Here is a 16,638-nt window from a genome sequence, read left to right as displayed (position 1 = left end):
CTATCTGCTACTTAACAGGTCCCCCAGTAGCTAAATCGTTATAGCCTCGTTCGCCAAATCCAATTGATAGAGCAGAGCCGTCTTTTTCTACGATAAACCACTCCTCAGCTCCATTTCCATTTTGACCTTGAGCGAAGGTACTGTGGCCATAAAGATTTTCATCTTCGGCAAAGGCTAATTGTAAACCGATTGCTTTAGAATTTTCATCGGCAGTAATTAATTGATAACGTGCTCCTTCTGCATTGTTTAAATTATATGCAAAAAATTCTTTATTGGTTCCGCTAAAGGAAGTACTTCCATAGATTATTAACTCCTCAGCATCAAGGGCAATATCCCCGAAATTAAAGGATTTACTTCCGGCAAAGTTTTCCTCGAAGATCCCAAATCCAGTTACCGTACCTTCTTCTTCATCGAAAGACACCGTATACATATCATCGGTACCGTTTCGAACATACCAGTACTGCCCTGCTCCGAATGTTGCGCCGTAAATTCTTCCTGGTAATCCTGTGCCGGCTAGGGTTGGCTCTTCACCGTCAAACTCATAAAAGTATAAATCGGCAGTGTTTCCAGATTTTGTCACCGCATAATACAGCCGATGATTCAATTCATCATATGCCAGTCCGTTAGGGGAAAATCCATCAGCGCCTCCAACATCTTCCAAGGCAATTAATTCTTCTTCCACTAAGCCGTTATCCGTTACAGTAATTTGATACAATCCTCCAGTATTACCGTCACCTGCTACTCCGTAAAATACGCTGGCAGGATCTTCCGGTACTTCTTTAATGGTATACATAAAATAGGTCGCCCAGTTGCCTCTTTCTGTGAATCGATCGCCATCGCCCCAAGCGGTTTCTTCTTGAGTGATTTCCGGATGGAATACTTCGTACTCGTAATCCAGACTTATAAACAGCTCATGGAAAGCCCCAAAAATAGAGTATTCTTCCACAAAGATGTCTAGGATGTTCCCATTAAAGTTAAAATCAGCTAATTCTATCTCAGGAATTGTTCCAGGAATATACCAACCGTCTGTTTCTACTGGATCCCAATTAGAACTGCTTCCGCCACGTTGCGCCTGTTTTCCAAATATTCCTTCAAATTCTATATTTGTTGCATTTGGAAGGGTTCCTCCCCAGAATAGTAGGTCCTCATTTACAAAAATATAGATGTTGTCATTGATTGGAATCATATCTTCGTAACCTTCATTTACGGAACCTAACTGCCCGCTTGTAATTACTGCATTTTCAGGAATATCAAGATCAAAAGATCCTTGGAAACGTCTCAAGTCAGCTTGTCCATTATGATTATCACCACTGTTGTACGCATAAATATAAGTTGCGTAACTTAAGTCTTCGTTTAATCCAGGCCATCTTCCGGATGGTGTAGTATTACTCATGACATTCTGGTCATCAGTTCCGCCATCCCAAACGACTTCTTGCGGATCTAGTTCAATATCTAAACCGTCTGTAACACTCCACTGAGCACCTTTGCCTGGGAAAGAAGCTACGCTATCTTCAGAACTTCTCATCCAACCCAGTTCAGGGATAATGGTATCCTCGATGGTTTCATAGTAGGCTTCTTCAACTATTTTTTCCACCACCGCATGGGCAGCAATAAAAATTTCTTGGCCCACAGCAAAATTATCAAGAGATTTCTTGTACTCAAATTCCGTTACACCGGGATCATGTTTGTTGCTATAATCAAATAGTCCCGGTACCGGATTTCTGGTTCTTCCGGCAAAAGGAAAGTCATTTTCATCAACGCCGATATGAAGATGCGTTTCGGTTATAACCCATCCCTCTTCAGTAATCTTGTATTCCACATAGATAAAATCTTCGTCATTGGTTACTTCAACATATCCAACTTCAATATTTTGTCCTGCCAATAGGGGAGTTCTAAATACCTCTTCATGGCCTGCTGCAATGGCCGGTGTTAGCATACTTAAGATCATCACTAAAGAAACTACGATGGCTACCAACCATCGATTGTTTTTCTTCATCGGTATACCCTCCTTTTAAAACTTATCTATCGCTATATATTAAACTAACCGACTTATGCCCAAAGTCTTCTGCTCTTCATTTTTATCATTAGCTTTATCCCGATAAAACCACCTCCTTAAATCACAAAAAACCGACCATAAAAATGGTCGGTTACGCTGCCAGCTCCCTTTGAGAAAAGCGTCCAGATACTTCTCAAAGATCCATGCTCCCGTTAAGGTGTGTATATTATACCCGCTTCAAAAAAACCTAAACAGATATATTTAGAATATTTTTAATAAATTCTCATTTAGCAAAAACCCTGGGATTTCTCACCCTCATCAACTCTTCCACAATCAGTTGATGTCCAATGTTTGTAGGATGTGGATCCAAGTTTATAGGCCACGCTATGGAAAAATTAACCGCATCTTCATTACGTCGAAAAGCATTATATACGTTGGCTACACTGACCCGTCTTCCTTGATTTTCTCTCATGGTCTGATTCATTGGCCGAATCAACTCTTCCATTAACTGATACAACTCCGGGGATTCCATCTTACAGACCGGATTGTAGATGCTCAGGATGATGATATTGGCCTCTTCATTCAAATAATGTATTGCATTAATAATTTGAGGCCAGTGGCTTTGAAAATCTTCTACGCCCAGCCACAATGCAGCTCGAAGCTCATCGTCTGCAAGGAGCTGTTGAATAATGATATCCCATATATCTGGGCCTCCATTGACAATTTTCTCCTCCAATTCACTAATACTTTGTGCGTTGTAAGCCTTCATCATTGCTCCAATCACCGGCTGAAGGATATTGTTGCCTCCGATGCTTATGGTGATGACATCCGCCTCCTCTACAGCTTCCTGCATCCAGTCCGTATATAATAGTTCATTGAGAATCCAACTGCTTGTGACCCCATCGAAAGCCATGTTTCCACCTTCAAATCCAAACCCGCTGAGATACTCAGAATAGCCACTAAAATAGGCATCCATAGGATCGACTCCAGTGCCCCTCGCTATGGAATCTCCCAAATTCAAATATGTCCTAGCCTCCGCGTTCGGTCTCGCCGCTAAAGCATTAATCGGCAGTGCTAAAATCATTATTACTACGAGAATGAACACCATCCATTTTTTATACATAGTTTCCCTCCTTTTTTTCGCCTAGAAGACCTGTCCTTATTATTATTTTACTTTTTTCGATATCCCTTTATTCCCATCAAAAACTGACCAACTTAAGAGTCGCTTATTCAACCGGTTCACTGTCGGTTAATTGTAATAAAAAGACATCCGGTTGTCACCCTGCATAAAGCAAACCGCTCTTCTTCAAATAGTCCGCTCATCCATCGTAATGTTTTTGAAAACCAATTGACTCTGCACCATTTCGTCCCATTATTTAATTCAAGTTCATGGAAGTACTTTGAATCCCCTTCATAATAACTATTCTCTTGTTCTGTGATGGTATACTCAAGATTCAAATAAGCTCTAATATCAACTTCTGGTCTCACTACCATACCGTTGATCAACAGGCATAGAAGCAAGGCTAACGCAAAATTGAACAGCATCCACGATTCAACCATGTTCCCCACCTCTTGGTTTTTTACCCTCTTGGAAAAACCGCCATTTTCATGTTTTTTTCATTCCCCCCTTTTCTCCATCAAAAAAGCCGACCATAAATGGTCGGTTACGCTGCCGGCTCCCTTTGAGAAAAGCGTCCAGTTACTCCTCAAAGATCTATGCCCCCGTTAAGGTATCTAACTTATACCCCGTAAAACAAAAACAAAACAGTTTTTATGATAATTTTCACAATCTTCTGTTTTTTTACACTCGCTGCTTTACTATCTTCCCCGGCTTTATTCTCTTCTACTTATTTTTTTCACTGATCCTTTAATGGTTTCAAGACTCTTCTTTCCGGGTATGTAATGAGAAAATAGAAAGCAGGGATTGTTATGAATAAAGAAGAAATTTTAGAAGAGCTTCGCTCTACACTATCGGGGAAAACCTTTGATGCGCTGCTGCCGCCAATTATCTTTGCCTTGATCAATGCTTTTTTTGATTTGACCCTGGCTACGGGAGCAGCCTTTGTTATTGCCGCTTTTCTTGGGTTTTTCCGTTTTTTTAAAAAGCAGAATTGGTTTTATGCCTTAGGCGGGTTTCTTGCAGTTTCTCTTGCAGCAAGTTTTGCCTATTTTACCGGCAGTGCCGCCAATTATTTTGTCGGCTCTTTAGTCAGCAGCGCTTTTTTGTTTCTTGTTGCGTTTGTCAGCCTGGTGACCGGGAAACCCCTAGCGGCATGGCTTTCCCATCTGACCCGGGGCTGGCCCCTGGACTGGTTTTTACGAAAAGACGTGAAACCTGCATACCGGGAAGTCACCATAGTCTGGACGGTATTACTGTTTTTCCGTTTTTTTATCCGGCTGATTTTTTTCCAGCGGGGCAGCGCTACGGAGCTGGCCTTCGTTAATACGCTATCGGGCTGGCCGATGATTGTTCCGGTTTTGGTCCTTAGTTATATTTACGGTATTTGGCGACTGAAAAAGCTGAAGGGACCGGGGGTGGAAGAGTATCAGCGGGGAGATCAGCCCCCTTGGAAAGGACAAACCCGAGGATTTTAATTCCTTCGGGTTTTCTCTTGCTCTGTTCTATAGATTCGTGATTCTATAGGTTTGCGGTTCTACAGGTTCTTTTTATTTTTGCATCCTTTTTTTTGTCGTCCTACCTTACGTCTTCTTTATGGTTTTATGCCCGCAGTTGGGACAGGTGACCTTGAGCTTTCCTTTTCCCTTTGGTACCCGCATTCGTTTATTACAGGATTCACAGGGAGTTACAGTGTAGTCCAGAAGGCTTTGGATCTTTTGAATGTCCAGTCCTACAACAATTTCTTCACCAATTTTAAAGGCCGGGACCCCTTGAAGGCCTAGCTGCTGAAATTCCCGGTTGGCCTCCGGGTCTTCATTGACATCCTTAATTTCATAATGGTAACCGGACTTGGAAAGAAACTCTTTCCCTTTTATGCAGTGGGGTCAGGTTTTGGTACTGTACATAATAATTTTTTTCATGGTCTTAGCCTCCTAATTTTGTGTTTTGCTTTTCTTCAGTGATGGCAAACAGATGATCTCTATGGTAAAATAGGGATCAGTGAGGTGAAGGTTCCGATGACAAACATTGATGAAAACAAAGAGCTCCCCATCATTTTGCATGTGGATTTAGACGCTTTTTATGCTTCCGTGGAAGAGCGGGATAACCCCTCTTTAAAAGGTAAACCCCTCATCGTCGGCGGTCGCAGCCATAAAGGGGTGGTAACCACGGCAAACTACGAAGCCCGAAAATACGGGGTCCATTCGGCGATGCCCATGTTTATGGCAAGGCAAAAATGTCCCCGGGGGATTTATGTTCCCGGACGGATGGAGCGCTACCAGGAGGTTTCCCGGCAAGTCTTTCGAATCCTTCACCGCTTCAGCGACGTCCTAGAAAAGGTCTCCATTGATGAGGCCTATTTAGATATTACCCATTTAGGGGCCAAACCCCACAGGCTGGTTAAGAATCTGAAGGAAAAAGTCTATACTGAAACGGGGCTGACCCTTTCTGTGGGGATCTCCTATAATAAATTCCTGGCAAAACTGGCTTCCGACTGGCATAAACCCGCGGGGGTCAAGGAAATAACCCCGGATATGGTTCCCGGTATTTTGGTCCCCCTGCCCATAAAGAAGGTACACGGCCTTGGTCCGAAGTCCTGTGCTTTGCTGAATAATTTGGGACTATCCACCATTGGTGACCTTCTGGAGCTTTCCGAGGAGTTTCTTGTGGATCTCCTGGGCAAATCCGGCCGGGAAATCTACCAACGGATTCGGGGCATTGACCATCGTCCGGTGAATACCCGCCGGGAGAGGAAATCCTTAGGGATTGAGCGTACCTTTTCCAAGGGGACCCGAAACCGTGAGGTGCTGGAAGATTATTTGAAGAACTTCTCCCAGGAACTGTCCCGGGATTTACAAGACAAAAAACTCCATGCCCGAACCATTACCCTGAAGATCAAGGATGAAAACTTCAAAGTACAAAGTCGGGGCAAGACGCTTTTTCAGCATACCAACAAAGCCGAGGAAATCTATGAAGTAGCCAACGGTTTATTTCAGGAGCTGCCTTTAGACAAGCCCCTTCGTTTGATGGGGCTGACGGCCTCAAATCTCCTTTCCGAGGATCTGCAGCAGCTGTCGTTCTTTGATTTATAACAAGGAAAAGCTCTTTCGGGGTCAACAAGGAATAAATCCCGGGACTTTCCTTGGGAGACCCTTAGAACCAAAGCTTCCCTTCACAGGTAATGATCACCTCGGTTTCAATTGACGCCGCGGTGACTTTTTTTTCCTCCCGGTCATAAACTATCTCCACAGCGATGCTTCCCCCGGGCTGTCGAATGGTTAGGCGGATATCTTCCTCTCGTTCCGCGGCCCAAAGGAGACCCAGGGCAAGGCTTCCGGAACCGCAGGAGCGCTCTTCTCTAAGGCTCTCAACCCCGGGAACATACACCCAGGGGGATAGCTGAATGTCTTCTCCATCTACTTCGTAGCCCAGGGCGCCGTAGGCCTGATTGTTTTCTTCTTTTGCTAAGCTTTTAAGCAAGCCGGGATAATCCAGGTTCCGGCTTTGAGTATCCGATTTAAGAAAAAGATAATGGGAGATTCCCTTCATTATTACAAAGGCTCCGGAAATTTTTTCTTCTCCCACAGTTACTTCCTTGTTCGTGATCTCGTAGCCTTCCACGGGCATCTCCCCCTTTACCCGGTAGCTTAGGGGACTTACTTTTTCAACTTCACAGCTTAAGGGTTTTTCCACTCCGGAAAACTCCAGGAAAAACCTTTCTTGTTCAAGATCCTCCTTCCAGGCAAGGTAGGCCCCCAGAGCCAGCAGGCCGTTGCCACAGAACTCTCCGCCGCTCATTTCCATTCTTCCTTTGGCCTCCGATGATTGTTTTGGCGTAAGAAACCCTACCTGTTCTCCGTATAAATGGGTGTAGGCCATAGCGGTGTTGGCAATTTGGGGGTATTCCTCCCGCTTTATCCCCGGATCCGTTATAATAATCGTAGTGTTTTCTGATGGACTCAACTTTACAAAGGATGCTTTCATATATAACCCTCCAGTCAACAGTTCTTCAATTTTCTAATCCGTCTCCACTCGAATCTTGGACTTTTCATTCTGCTCCACTGCTTCTTTTATGATTTAACGCCTTTACTTTCTAAATCCCTGTGAATTTTTAGCAAACTTTGGGTATCATCATTATGAAGAAAGAAGGTTCTGCCATGGAAAAAAACGATGCTAAAATACAAGAAATTAATAAAGTCACCCTGGTGGGGATTTTTGTGAACTTCCTTTTATCCGGGATTAAAATATTTGCGGGGTTGTTTGGAAACAGCAGCGCCCTTTTTGCCGACGGGCTTCACTCCTTATCCGATTTTTCCACCGACATTGTTGCTTATCTCGGCGCACGGCTGGGAAGTAAGCCGCCCGATGATTATCATAATTACGGATACGGAAAATATGAAACCTTAGCCACCTTATTCATCGCCCTATTTTTAGGGTTTGTGGCCCTACAAATATTTATTGACAGCTTTCAAACCATTCTTTCCCTTCTTCGAGGGGATATTTTACAAACTCCCAGCTGGTGGGCTTTTTTTGCGGCCCTGGCCTCAATTCTGTTGAATGAGGGACTTTTTAGGTACGCTTTGGCAGTTGGAAAGAGAATCAACAGCAATTCTATTATCGCCAATGCCTGGCACCACCGCTCTGACGGCTGGACTTCCATTGCTGCCTTGATCGGTGTGGGGGGAGCCATTTTCCTGGGAGGGCAATGGGTCATTTTGGATCCTGTGGCGGCTATCCTAGTCAGTGTTTTAGTCCTGAAGGTGGCCATCCACATCTTTCTTCCGGCAATTCGTGAGTTGCTGGACTTTACCCTTCATCCAAAGGAACTGGAACAGATTTATTCCATCATTGAAAAATACGAAGAAATCCTGGATTATCATAAGCTTCGAAGTCGAAAAGCCGGTGGAAGAATCGTCCTGGAATTTCATATTGTCCTTAAGGGAGAGTTATCCTTGAAAAAATCCCATGACATTGCCGATGCTTTAGAAAAAGAGTTAAAGGATTTCTTCGGGGAACAGGCCATCGTCACCATCCATATTGAGCCTCCTTCATAATGGTTCCTCCGCTTAGGGGATTAGAACCTCTCCTTTCTAAAATTCCGGGAGACCCTTGCATAATAAAAAAATTCATCTGCTTATGTTTGCTTTGATTCCTTTAGGACCATAAGGGGTATTATATAAGTAGATACTCTCAGGATATGTTTTTAGTTATAATTTATCATTGTGTTTTATGTGTTGTAAAGGAGGTTTACCATGGACCACGAAAAGTTTAAAGCCCAATGGCACCACCTCAAGGATGACATCAAGGAGAAATGGACGGCCCTTACCGATGAGGATTTATTATACATCAGCGGAGAAAAAAACAAATTGATCGAGAAATTACAGGAACGGTATTCCCTTTCTCGAGAAGCGGCGGAACGGGAAATGCATCGAAAAATGTAAGTTCTAAAAAACCCCTAATGTTGGTGTTCTATAGCCGGCATCAGGGGTTCTTCTTTTATCTATTATTATCGGTTTCAGTCTTTTTTTATTGGTTTCAGCCTTTTTTTTACCGGATTCAATCTGTTCTTTACCGGTTTCATCTCTCTTTGTTATCGCCTTTTTATCGGTTTGTTTGTCTTTTTCCTCCGTACCCTTTAAAGGGCCATGCTAAAAGATGTTGCTGGCATAGGCAAACCAATTTTTGATCTGTTGGAAGGCCTCCTGCCAAATATAATCCCCCTGGCCCTGTTGCAGGTTATGGTATTCATCCAGGGAATAAGTAAAGTTTGTCATGCCTCCCAGGATAACCGCCAGGATTATGACCACCACTGCGGTTGTAACAACGGCTTTTTTTAACATCTTTTTTCTTTTCCGTTTTCTTAACAGGCTCTCCAAGTATTGAGCCCCCACTTTTTTTCCCTGCTCTTCGCATTCCTTCCCCAGGGTTTCGGAATTTTTATACTCGGCAATACTGCGAAAGAGCTGTGCCGCCTCCTGGTATTCCTCTTCCCGGCAGGCTTCCTGTTTTTTATTTAGGGCCCTTTGATAGGTCTCCTCCTGTTTTAGGCCCAGGGCCTCTTCTTCACAGGCTTGCTTTCGTTCTTTTGCATCCTGATAACCTTCGATGGATTGAAACTGGAGTCCGGCTTCCTGCAAAAGGGATGCGGCTTCCTTTTTATCCATTTCCCTTGCTTTTTCCTGTTCCTTGGCCCGTTCCATTTTTTCCGTGGCTTCCAAATACACGGTCTGCTGTTTTTGGGCTTCCCCCAGCCGCCGGGCTTCTTCAGAGCATTCTAGGGCATCCTTATAGTCCGGAATGCTTTCAAATTTCACCGCCGCCGCTTCATAGTCTTCCACGGTGAGGGCACGGTTCATTGCGGCTTTCGCTCTTTGGTAAATTTTTTCGTTTTTTTCCGCCTCAAAACCTTCCAGCACTTCCCGGTTGTATCCCAGGATTTTCTCCCGGTCTTCTCCCCGGGCAAAGCGCAGAGCCCGGTTATAATCCTTGTACTCCGTTAAGGGCCGGTCCGCCGAAGCCACCATTGCCCTTGCATCGGATACTTGAAGCCCTACCAAAAGCTTAAGGATGTAAGCCTCGGCAAGTTTTGGCTCCAACTCCAGAGCTTTTTCCGTTAATTCCTCGGCTTTTGAATACTCCCGATCCTCCAGCTCTAAATAGGCCCGGGTCATCAAGTTTTTCACCCGCTTTTCATCATTTTTTATCAATACGTTGACCAGATGGTCCTCCCTGAATTCTTTCACCATTGGAAACCCGCAGTTTATGCAGACTTGCGATTGATCGGATATCTCCCTTTGGCATTCCGGACATTTTACTAAAGCCACCAGCCTCATCCCCTTTACCGTTCTACTACCTATAGTAATAGTTCTACAAATATTCCCAAAATCCTCTATTTTATTCAACTTTTTTTAAAAATTTATCGGTTTTTTTGCCATTGTTCTTTATCACAATGATTCCCTGGGATCTTTTTCTTATAAAGGCGACGCCTCCCCCTGAGGTCCCCCTATTTAAAGCTGATTACCCAGCAACCGTTACAGTTTTTCATCTTAATTTTGCTTTTCCGTGTTTTTCCTTTCGGTTTTTTCCTGGATTTTCCGCTACCCTTTCCCGGGCAACCGCACTTCCCGTCAAAACAGCCCATCATTTTACAACAGCAAAACATTCCGCAAAGCATCAACAGCAACAAGCCCCATTTTTTCTTTTTGGTCTCCATCCTACCGCCTCCTCTTAAAATATCTTTGAATAAGCCTTTTCCTTTTCTTCCCGTTTTCCTACTCTTAATGATTCTTTACCCTTCCTTGATTTTTAGCTAACGGTTGCCCTGGGTATCTATTTTGAAATAGTCCTCCAATATCCGATCAATCTGTTGCAGTAAGGGTTCTTTTTCCCACCCTTGAAGAATGCTTCCCACCAGGGTTTCGATTTTTTGCTGCAGCGTGGGGTCCATGGGAATACAAAGGTCCATCACGCTGTTGGGATAGTAGTCGTAGATCCCCTTCCCCAGATTTTTTCCGAAGCTTTGAAAATACTGTTCATAAAGCCGAGAGTTTAAAAGACCCAGCAGGTATTCCAGGGATACTTCTTCTTGATAGGAATCCTTCACCACCAGGGCGTATACATCCGCACTACAATATACTTGTCCATCATCCAGGGCGAAGCGGTTCGTGGCACTTTTATAAGGAAAAAGGATTTTTTTCTGTTCAAACAGTGCCGTAGATCTTCCCCATTGCAGATGGTGCCAGGGGCGTATCCCCCGCTGACATTCCCGTCTCTTACTAAGGCCTTCCCGGTAATTCCGGATATGGTCCATGGCTTTTAAGGGTTCCTTCGGATCTTTTATCAGATCGGCGTAAATCAGCTGTTGATCATTTTCCAAAAGGCCGTATTTTTCGATGTGCCGGTTTTTGATCCACCCCTTTAACAACTCCCCCTCGATGCCTTTTTCCCGGGCCTCTTCCCCGTTGAGGACAAAGGCCTTATCACAACCGGTAATGATTCCCTGAAAACTTTTCGCCACGTCCCCCAGGGTTTTTTCGGAAGCTGCTTCGATTCTTTCAAACCGGGCTTTATCCTCCCGTGCGATCAGGGTCCAGCGCTTTTCCTTTAAATCCCTTTGGGTCAATGCAAAATTTGCAAAGGCCCTTCCCTGAAACATTTCTTCTAAGGGAATTCCCGCTTCTATTTTATTCTTCGGATCACGCAGTTTTCGAACCTGCAGTACCCCTTCGTCCCGATTATTCTCTGATTTCGGTGCCATTAAATATATTGCCGTCGCAACTCCCAGGCCTTTGAAAATTTCGCCGCCGTAAAAATCTACAATCTCCAGCAGATCCCCCTGCTCCCTAAGATATTTTCGCAGGGTTTTTCCCGTGGGGCTTTCCATGAAATACCTGGAGGTGATGATCATCCCCTTTCCCTCCCGGTGCAGGTTCTCCAGGATCCGTTGAAAAAAACAGTAGGACAGATCGGATTTGTCCTGAAACACCCGGGGATAATTCTTTAGGAGCCACTTTTTATAGGGAATTTCCAGGACTTTATGGCCCACATAGGGGGGATTTCCCACAATCACATCGAATTTTTCCGAAAAGAACCCTTTTTCCTTAGAGTTCAGCTCTTCTTCCTCCCAGCGTCGGAGACTGTCCCCCTGCAGTATATTCAAGGTTTTGGGTAGATGACTGAGATCCTTCAACAGTAAATTGATCGACGTAAGATTTACCCCGAAGCCGTCACAGTCCATCCCAAATATGCAGTGTTCCAGTAAATGTGTATGTAGATTTGCTTTTTGCCAATACTCCCCACCGTATTTTTTCTGTAAATCCGGCAGTGCCTGCAGAAACTTATCATATAAAACATCATAAGCTTTAACCAAAAAGTGCCCGGAGCCGCAGGCGATGTCCCCCACTTTGATATAGGGGTTTTTCACGAGGTCCGCATCCTGTAAAGCTTTTTCCACAATATAGGCCACCACCTCCGGCGGGGTATAAAACTGTCCTAAGCTTTTTCGTTGTTTCGGATCCAGGAACTCTTCGTAGAGATCCCCCAAAAGATGGTCCTCCGCTTCTTGAAAAGAAAGGCCTTCTTTTTTCAGCTCATGGTATACATCCTCTATCCCCTGTTTGCCCTCCGGGGTCCAGGGGATTTTTCCATCGGGATATTTCCCTTGTTGCAGCCCATACAGTATCTGATGCAGGGGCAGAAATAGGTACTCCGACTGAAGCAGCCCTTCCCTTCCGCTTGCAATAAAGCCCTTGTCTTCTAATATTCGGTACAGTAAAATTTTATTGATGATTTCATAGGCATCCTTCCCGTTCAACAATGGACCATTTTCCACGATCCGCTGGTTGCTTAAGATACCTAAGGCTTTTTTCAGTTTCTTCAGTACAGTCTTTTTCATAAAGAGAACCCCTTTTATGTTTCCGCCAATTCTGTTATTTTCTTATCATTATATCATACAGGTCATTATATCATACAGGCTGCCGGAAGAGCCTCCCTTTATAAAGGATGCCTGCAAAAATTCTTTGCAGACATCCCTTAAGGTCAACTTCAATCATCGATTAAATCCTCTACTTAAATCCTCTTCTTTAAAATCCTCTTCTTTAAAATTCCCTTTACCAAAGCTGCTTTAGAGACCGGTCTTTACTGTCTCCTTACTTTTTAGGTGGGGTCCACCGGTTTTAAATCCCACACCCCTTCGCTGTATTCCTTAATGGTTCGGTCACTGGAGAAATAACCGGCCTTGGCAATATTTTGAATCCCTTTTTCCCACCAGATCTCGGGCTTTTGATACAGTTCATCGATTTTTTCGTTTGCCCGGCAATAGGCTTCAAAATCCTTTAGGATAAAATAGGGGTCTCGCTCTAATAAATCATGATATATTTCCCGGAAAATATCCGGATCCTCCGGTTCTAAGGTCCCGTCGATCAGTTGATCCATGACTTTTCGTAGCGCCGGGTTTTCTTCGTAGATCTGATCCGGTCGGTAACTGCCTTCCTGGCGGATTTTTGAGATTTCCTCTTCCCTCAGACCGAAAATTTCCATATTTTCCTTTCCCACCGCCTGTTGCATTTCTATATTGGCCCCGTCAAAAGTTCCCAGGGTGAAGGCGCCGTTGAGCATAAATTTCATATTTCCCGTCCCCGAGGCTTCCTTCCCGGCAGTGGAAATCTGTTTGCTGACGTCGGAGGCGGGAATAATCTTTTGGGCCAGAGTAACGTTATAGTTTTCTATAAACACCACTTTTATTTTTCCCTTGATGGTTTTATCATTGTTGACCCGCTCCGCCACGGAATGGATCAGTTTAATGATCAGCTTCGCCCGGTGATATCCCGGAGCCGCTTTCCCGGAAAAAATAAAGGTGCGGGGATGGATCCCGTTTTCGGGATTTTCCAATATTTGATTGTAGAGATGCATAATGTGTAGGACGTTCATCAGTTGTCGTTTGTATTCATGGAAGCGCTTGACCTGGGTGTCGAAAATCGAGTCGATGTCCACTTCGATCTCATTGTGCAAAAGAATATAGTCCGCCAGCTCTTTTTTCTTCTCCCGGCGAATTTCTTTTAACACTTTTTGGAATTTCTCGTCCTTTGCATAGGCCTCTAATTTTTCCAGATCCTCCGCCTGGGTCACCCAGCTTTTTCCGATCCTTTCGGTGATCTCCCGGGCCAGGTCTTCGTTGGCCAGCAGTAAAAACCTCCGGTGACTGATGCCGTTGGTAATGCTCTTGAAAATCTCCGGATACACTTCATAGAAATCCTTAAAGGTCTCTTTTTTGAGGATCTCGCCGTGAAGCTCCGCCACGCCGTTCACCGAACCGGAACCCAGTATGGCAAGCTTCGCCATATGCACCCGCTGATGGCTAATCACCGCCATTCGCTCAATTCGGTCCCAGTCTCCGGGATAGAGTTCCCACAGCTCCCTGGAGAACCGTTCATTGATCTCATGGATGATATCGTAAATCCTCGGCAGCAGTGACTGAATCAACTCCACGGACCAGGTTTCCATGGCTTCCGGTAAAATCGTATGATTGGTGTAGGCAAAGGTTTTCCGGCTGATCAGCCAGGCCTGCTTCCAGTTCAGTCCCTCTTCGTCCATTAAAATTCGCATCAGTTCAGGGATGGCCAGGGCCGGATGGGTATCATTAATGTGAATGGCGACGTTCTTATGAAAATCCATCAGATGATGTCCCGTATTCTTGTACTTTTTAATAATGCTTTGAATACTGGCGGATACAAAAAAGTATTGCTGTTTTAGTCTCAGATGTTTTCCCTCTTCATGGATATCCTCGGGGTAAAGCATTTTGGAGATAACCTCCGCCAATTCCTTTTCCGCCAGGGCGTCCACGTACTGCCCCTTTCTAAAAAGCCCCATGTCCAGGGGTTTTAAGGATCTTGCCCCCCACAGCCGCAGGGTGTTGATCAAATTGGATTGGTATCCCAGGATGGGCACATCATAGGGAATCGCCTTAACGCATTGACAATTGAGGTAGCGAACCTTTAACTGCTCCCCTTCATGATAATATTCCAGTTCGCCGCCAAAGTGCACCAGTTGCGGTTCGTCGGATTTGGACACCTCCCAGACATTTCCGTATTCCAGCCAGGGGTCCGCCATTTCCACCTGCTGACCGTCTTTGATCTTTTGTTGAAACAGACCGTACTCATAACGAATCCCGTTTCCGTGACCGGGCAGGCCCATGGTGGCCATGGAGTCGAGAAAACAGGCAGCCAGTCGTCCAAGCCCGCCGTTGCCCAGTCCCGCATCCGGTTCCACGCTTTGAATATCATCGAAATCCGCATCCAGTTCCTCGAAGGCTTTTTTCACCTTTTCCCGGATTTCCAGGTTCATTAAATTATTCTCTAAAAACCGTCCCATCAAAAATTCCATGGAAAGGTAATACACCTGTTTTGCATTCTGTTTTCGGACCCGTTCCTTGGAATAGGCCCAGTCTTTGGTAATATACTCGCTTACGGTTGTGGCAAGGGCCTTGTAAATCTGGGATTTTGAAGCGTTCTGAAAGGTCCTGCCGAATAGGGTCTGTAGTTTCAGTTCAATGGAAGCTTTGATTTCTTCTACGGATATCTCCACCATTGCCATTTTCTCACCGCCTTTGGATTAAGTCTCGGTACAGGGAGTGGTACTCCCTGGCTGACTTTCGCCAACTAACATCCACCTTCATGGCATTTTCCCGAAGGGTTTCGATCACTTCAGGCTTATGATAAAATGCCGTGGCCCTTCGTAGGGTATACAGTAAATCATGGGCATTATAATGGGCAAAGCTGAACCCGTTCCCTTCCCCGGTGTATTCATTAAAGGGAGTTACCGTATCCCGAAGCCCCCCGGTTTCCCGGACAATGGGGATCGTCCCGTAGTGCATGGCAATCAGTTGTCCCAGGCCGCAGGGCTCGAATAGGGAGGGCATTAAAAAGAAATCGGAACCGGCGTAAATCTCCCGGGCCAGGGTCTCTTCAAAGCCGATATATACCTTTACTTTTTCGGGAAAATCAGAGGCTAAGTGATTAAAAAAGTCTTCGTATTTCTTTTCCCCGGAGCCGAGCACAATGAACTGTAGATCCTCTTCCAGGACTTCATAAATAATCCGCTGAATCAAATCAAAGCCTTTTTGCTCCACAAAGCGGCTGATCAGCCCGATTACCGGGGTGGCTTCCTTTTGAGGTAGCTGTAACTTCTTTTGTAAAGCTTCTTTGTTTTTTTCTTTGTCTTCCAGGTGATTTGCGTCGTAATTCTTGAAAATTTTCCCGTCGGTTTTCGGATTATACTGCTCTACGTCGATGCCGTTGACAATCCCGTGAAGCTTATGGCTTTGCTCCGCTAACACCCCATCCAGGCCCTCGCCGAAAAAGCCGGTTTTGATTTCTTCACTGTAATTAGGACTTACCGTGGTCAGGGCGTCGGATAGTTGAAGCGCTCCCTTCATCAGATTCACCTTCCCATGAAACTCCAAAGTATTAAAGTGCTCGGGACCAAGGCCCAACAGCTCCCCTAACACCTCATAAGGGAATACCCCTTGGTATTTCAGGTTATGGATGGTAAATACGCTCCGGGTTTTTTCAAAACAGGGTTCTTGTTGATAATGGGTTTTTAAAAACAGGGGGATTGCCGCGGACTGCCAGTCATGGGCATGGAGGATGTCGTAGGTTTCTCCCAGGACTTTGATGGCCTCTAGTACCGCCTTGGAGAAATACACGAAGCGTTCTCCGTCATCCCCGTAGCCGTACAGTCCCCAGCGTTTAAAATAGTATTCATTGTCGATAAAGTAGAACTGAATTCCTTCATGGTACAGCCCCTCAATCCCCACATACTGCCTTCGCCAGGTAATCTCGGTTTCCGTCTCCTTGATTTTTTTCATTTGCTCCTGAAAATGTTTCGGCACATCCCCGTACTTCGGAAGAAACACCGATACTTCGACCCCTTCTTTTGCAAGGGCTCTGGGCAAAGCGCCGATCACGTCCCCCAGCCCTCCGGTTTTTGCAAAGGGAGCGGCTTCAGATGCAATAAAAGCGACCTTCAT

The 16,638-nt window shown here is 45.0% G+C and carries 14 protein-coding genes and 2 riboswitches; of the genes, 4 read left to right on the top strand and 10 right to left on the bottom strand.

Annotation, left to right across the window (positions count from 1 at the left end; translation table 11 throughout):
- Positions 1-7 precede the first annotated feature (7 nt).
- The 3 genes from ISALK_RS00170 to ISALK_RS00160 all read right to left on the bottom strand — a co-directional run bounded on the left by ISALK_RS00170 (position 8) and on the right by ISALK_RS00160 (position 3,556).
- Positions 8-1,996, bottom strand: coding sequence for a hypothetical protein (locus tag ISALK_RS00170; RefSeq protein ID WP_160718213.1), 1,989 nt, complete (start codon positions 1,994-1,996; stop codon positions 8-10).
- A gap of 136 nt (positions 1,997-2,132) precedes the next feature.
- Positions 2,133-2,216, bottom strand: a riboswitch (cyclic di-GMP riboswitch).
- Between the two features lie 63 nt (positions 2,217-2,279).
- Positions 2,280-3,119 carry an SGNH/GDSL hydrolase family protein gene (locus ISALK_RS00165; protein WP_160718212.1) on the bottom strand — a complete coding sequence of 280 codons (840 nt, stop codon included), beginning with the start codon at positions 3,117-3,119 and terminating at the stop codon, positions 2,280-2,282.
- A 116-nt stretch (positions 3,120-3,235) separates the two neighbouring features.
- Complete coding sequence (locus ISALK_RS00160) at positions 3,236-3,556, bottom strand: hypothetical protein (protein ID WP_160718211.1); 321 nt, start codon at positions 3,554-3,556, stop codon at positions 3,236-3,238.
- A gap of 89 nt (positions 3,557-3,645) precedes the next feature.
- A riboswitch (cyclic di-GMP riboswitch) is annotated at positions 3,646-3,728 on the bottom strand.
- A gap of 197 nt (positions 3,729-3,925) precedes the next feature.
- Between ISALK_RS00160 and ISALK_RS00155 the strand changes: the two genes are divergently transcribed.
- Positions 3,926-4,591: a DUF3159 domain-containing protein gene (locus ISALK_RS00155; RefSeq protein ID WP_201756806.1), complete on the top strand. Its 666-nt coding sequence runs from the start codon at positions 3,926-3,928 to the stop codon at positions 4,589-4,591.
- Between the two features lie 105 nt (positions 4,592-4,696).
- Here ISALK_RS00155 and ISALK_RS00150 read toward each other — a convergent pair whose 3' ends face one another.
- The gene (locus tag ISALK_RS00150) at positions 4,697-4,990 is read right to left on the bottom strand and encodes a glutaredoxin family protein (RefSeq protein WP_160718524.1); all 294 of its coding nucleotides are present in this window, start codon (positions 4,988-4,990) and stop codon (positions 4,697-4,699) included.
- Positions 4,991-5,131: 141 nt separating this feature from the next.
- On the opposite strand from ISALK_RS00150, the gene ISALK_RS00145 reads away from it, so the two are divergent.
- Positions 5,132-6,205: a DNA polymerase IV gene (locus ISALK_RS00145; protein WP_160718210.1), complete on the top strand. Its 1,074-nt coding sequence runs from the start codon at positions 5,132-5,134 to the stop codon at positions 6,203-6,205.
- Positions 6,206-6,266: 61 nt separating this feature from the next.
- Here ISALK_RS00145 and ISALK_RS00140 read toward each other — a convergent pair whose 3' ends face one another.
- Positions 6,267-7,097, bottom strand: a complete 831-nt coding sequence (locus tag ISALK_RS00140) for a histidine racemase CntK family protein (protein WP_160718209.1) — start codon at positions 7,095-7,097, stop codon at positions 6,267-6,269.
- Between the two features lie 173 nt (positions 7,098-7,270).
- Between ISALK_RS00140 and ISALK_RS00135 the strand changes: the two genes are divergently transcribed.
- Complete coding sequence (locus ISALK_RS00135; protein ID WP_160718208.1) at positions 7,271-8,167, top strand: cation diffusion facilitator family transporter; 897 nt, start codon at positions 7,271-7,273, stop codon at positions 8,165-8,167.
- A 198-nt stretch (positions 8,168-8,365) separates the two neighbouring features.
- Entirely contained in the window at positions 8,366-8,554 is a 189-nt protein-coding gene (locus tag ISALK_RS00130; protein ID WP_160718207.1) for a CsbD family protein, read from the top strand.
- 207 nt (positions 8,555-8,761) lie between these two features.
- Here the strand turns inward: ISALK_RS00130 and ISALK_RS00125 are convergent, their stop codons facing one another.
- The 5 genes from ISALK_RS00125 to glgA form a co-directional block, all read right to left on the bottom strand.
- A complete protein-coding gene (locus tag ISALK_RS00125; protein ID WP_160718206.1) occupies positions 8,762-9,859 on the bottom strand; it encodes a hypothetical protein in 1,098 nt (365 codons plus the stop codon).
- A gap of 257 nt (positions 9,860-10,116) precedes the next feature.
- Positions 10,117-10,326 carry a hypothetical protein gene (locus ISALK_RS00120; protein ID WP_160718205.1) on the bottom strand — a complete coding sequence of 70 codons (210 nt, stop codon included), beginning with the start codon at positions 10,324-10,326 and terminating at the stop codon, positions 10,117-10,119.
- A 96-nt stretch (positions 10,327-10,422) separates the two neighbouring features.
- Positions 10,423-12,507, bottom strand: a complete 2,085-nt coding sequence (locus tag ISALK_RS00115) for an N-6 DNA methylase (protein WP_160718204.1) — start codon at positions 12,505-12,507, stop codon at positions 10,423-10,425.
- A gap of 260 nt (positions 12,508-12,767) precedes the next feature.
- Positions 12,768-15,197 (bottom strand): glycogen/starch/alpha-glucan phosphorylase, encoded by a 2,430-nt coding sequence (locus tag ISALK_RS00110; protein ID WP_371723375.1) that lies wholly within the window; start codon positions 15,195-15,197, stop codon positions 12,768-12,770.
- A 10-nt stretch (positions 15,198-15,207) separates the two neighbouring features.
- Complete coding sequence (gene glgA, locus ISALK_RS00105) at positions 15,208-16,638, bottom strand: glycogen synthase GlgA (protein WP_160718202.1); 1,431 nt, start codon at positions 16,636-16,638, stop codon at positions 15,208-15,210.

This window comes from Isachenkonia alkalipeptolytica, from assembly GCF_009910325.1.
GTDB classification, from domain to species: Bacteria; Bacillota; Clostridia; order Peptostreptococcales; family T1SED10-28; genus Isachenkonia; species Isachenkonia alkalipeptolytica.
The sequence above is the reverse complement of the archived record's forward strand: the minus strand, read 5'-3'. Positions and strand labels throughout refer to the sequence as shown.

What these genes read in the sequence shown, in the direction of transcription:
- ISALK_RS00170 (WP_160718213.1), bottom strand. Translation starts at nt 1,996, where the DNA reads ATGAAGAAAAACAATCGATGGTTGGTAGCCATCGTAGTTTCTTTAGTG.
- ISALK_RS00165 (WP_160718212.1), bottom strand. Translation starts at nt 3,119, where the DNA reads ATGTATAAAAAATGGATGGTGTTCATTCTCGTAGTAATAATGATTTTA.
- ISALK_RS00160 (WP_160718211.1), bottom strand. Translation starts at nt 3,556, where the DNA reads ATGGTTGAATCGTGGATGCTGTTCAATTTTGCGTTAGCCTTGCTTCTA.
- ISALK_RS00155 (WP_201756806.1), top strand. Translation starts at nt 3,926, where the DNA reads ATGAATAAAGAAGAAATTTTAGAAGAGCTTCGCTCTACACTATCGGGG.
- ISALK_RS00145 (WP_160718210.1), top strand. Translation starts at nt 5,132, where the DNA reads ATGACAAACATTGATGAAAACAAAGAGCTCCCCATCATTTTGCATGTG.
- ISALK_RS00140 (WP_160718209.1), bottom strand. Translation starts at nt 7,097, where the DNA reads ATGAAAGCATCCTTTGTAAAGTTGAGTCCATCAGAAAACACTACGATT.
- ISALK_RS00135 (WP_160718208.1), top strand. Translation starts at nt 7,271, where the DNA reads ATGGAAAAAAACGATGCTAAAATACAAGAAATTAATAAAGTCACCCTG.
- ISALK_RS00130 (WP_160718207.1), top strand. Translation starts at nt 8,366, where the DNA reads ATGGACCACGAAAAGTTTAAAGCCCAATGGCACCACCTCAAGGATGAC.
- ISALK_RS00125 (WP_160718206.1), bottom strand. Translation starts at nt 9,859, where the DNA reads ATGGTGAAAGAATTCAGGGAGGACCATCTGGTCAACGTATTGATAAAA.
- ISALK_RS00120 (WP_160718205.1), bottom strand. Translation starts at nt 10,326, where the DNA reads ATGGAGACCAAAAAGAAAAAATGGGGCTTGTTGCTGTTGATGCTTTGC.
- ISALK_RS00115 (WP_160718204.1), bottom strand. Translation starts at nt 12,507, where the DNA reads ATGAAAAAGACTGTACTGAAGAAACTGAAAAAAGCCTTAGGTATCTTA.
- ISALK_RS00110 (WP_371723375.1), bottom strand. Translation starts at nt 15,197, where the DNA reads ATGGTGGAGATATCCGTAGAAGAAATCAAAGCTTCCATTGAACTGAAA.
- glgA (WP_160718202.1), bottom strand. Translation starts at nt 16,638, where the DNA reads ATGAAGGTCGCTTTTATTGCATCTGAAGCCGCTCCCTTTGCAAAAACC.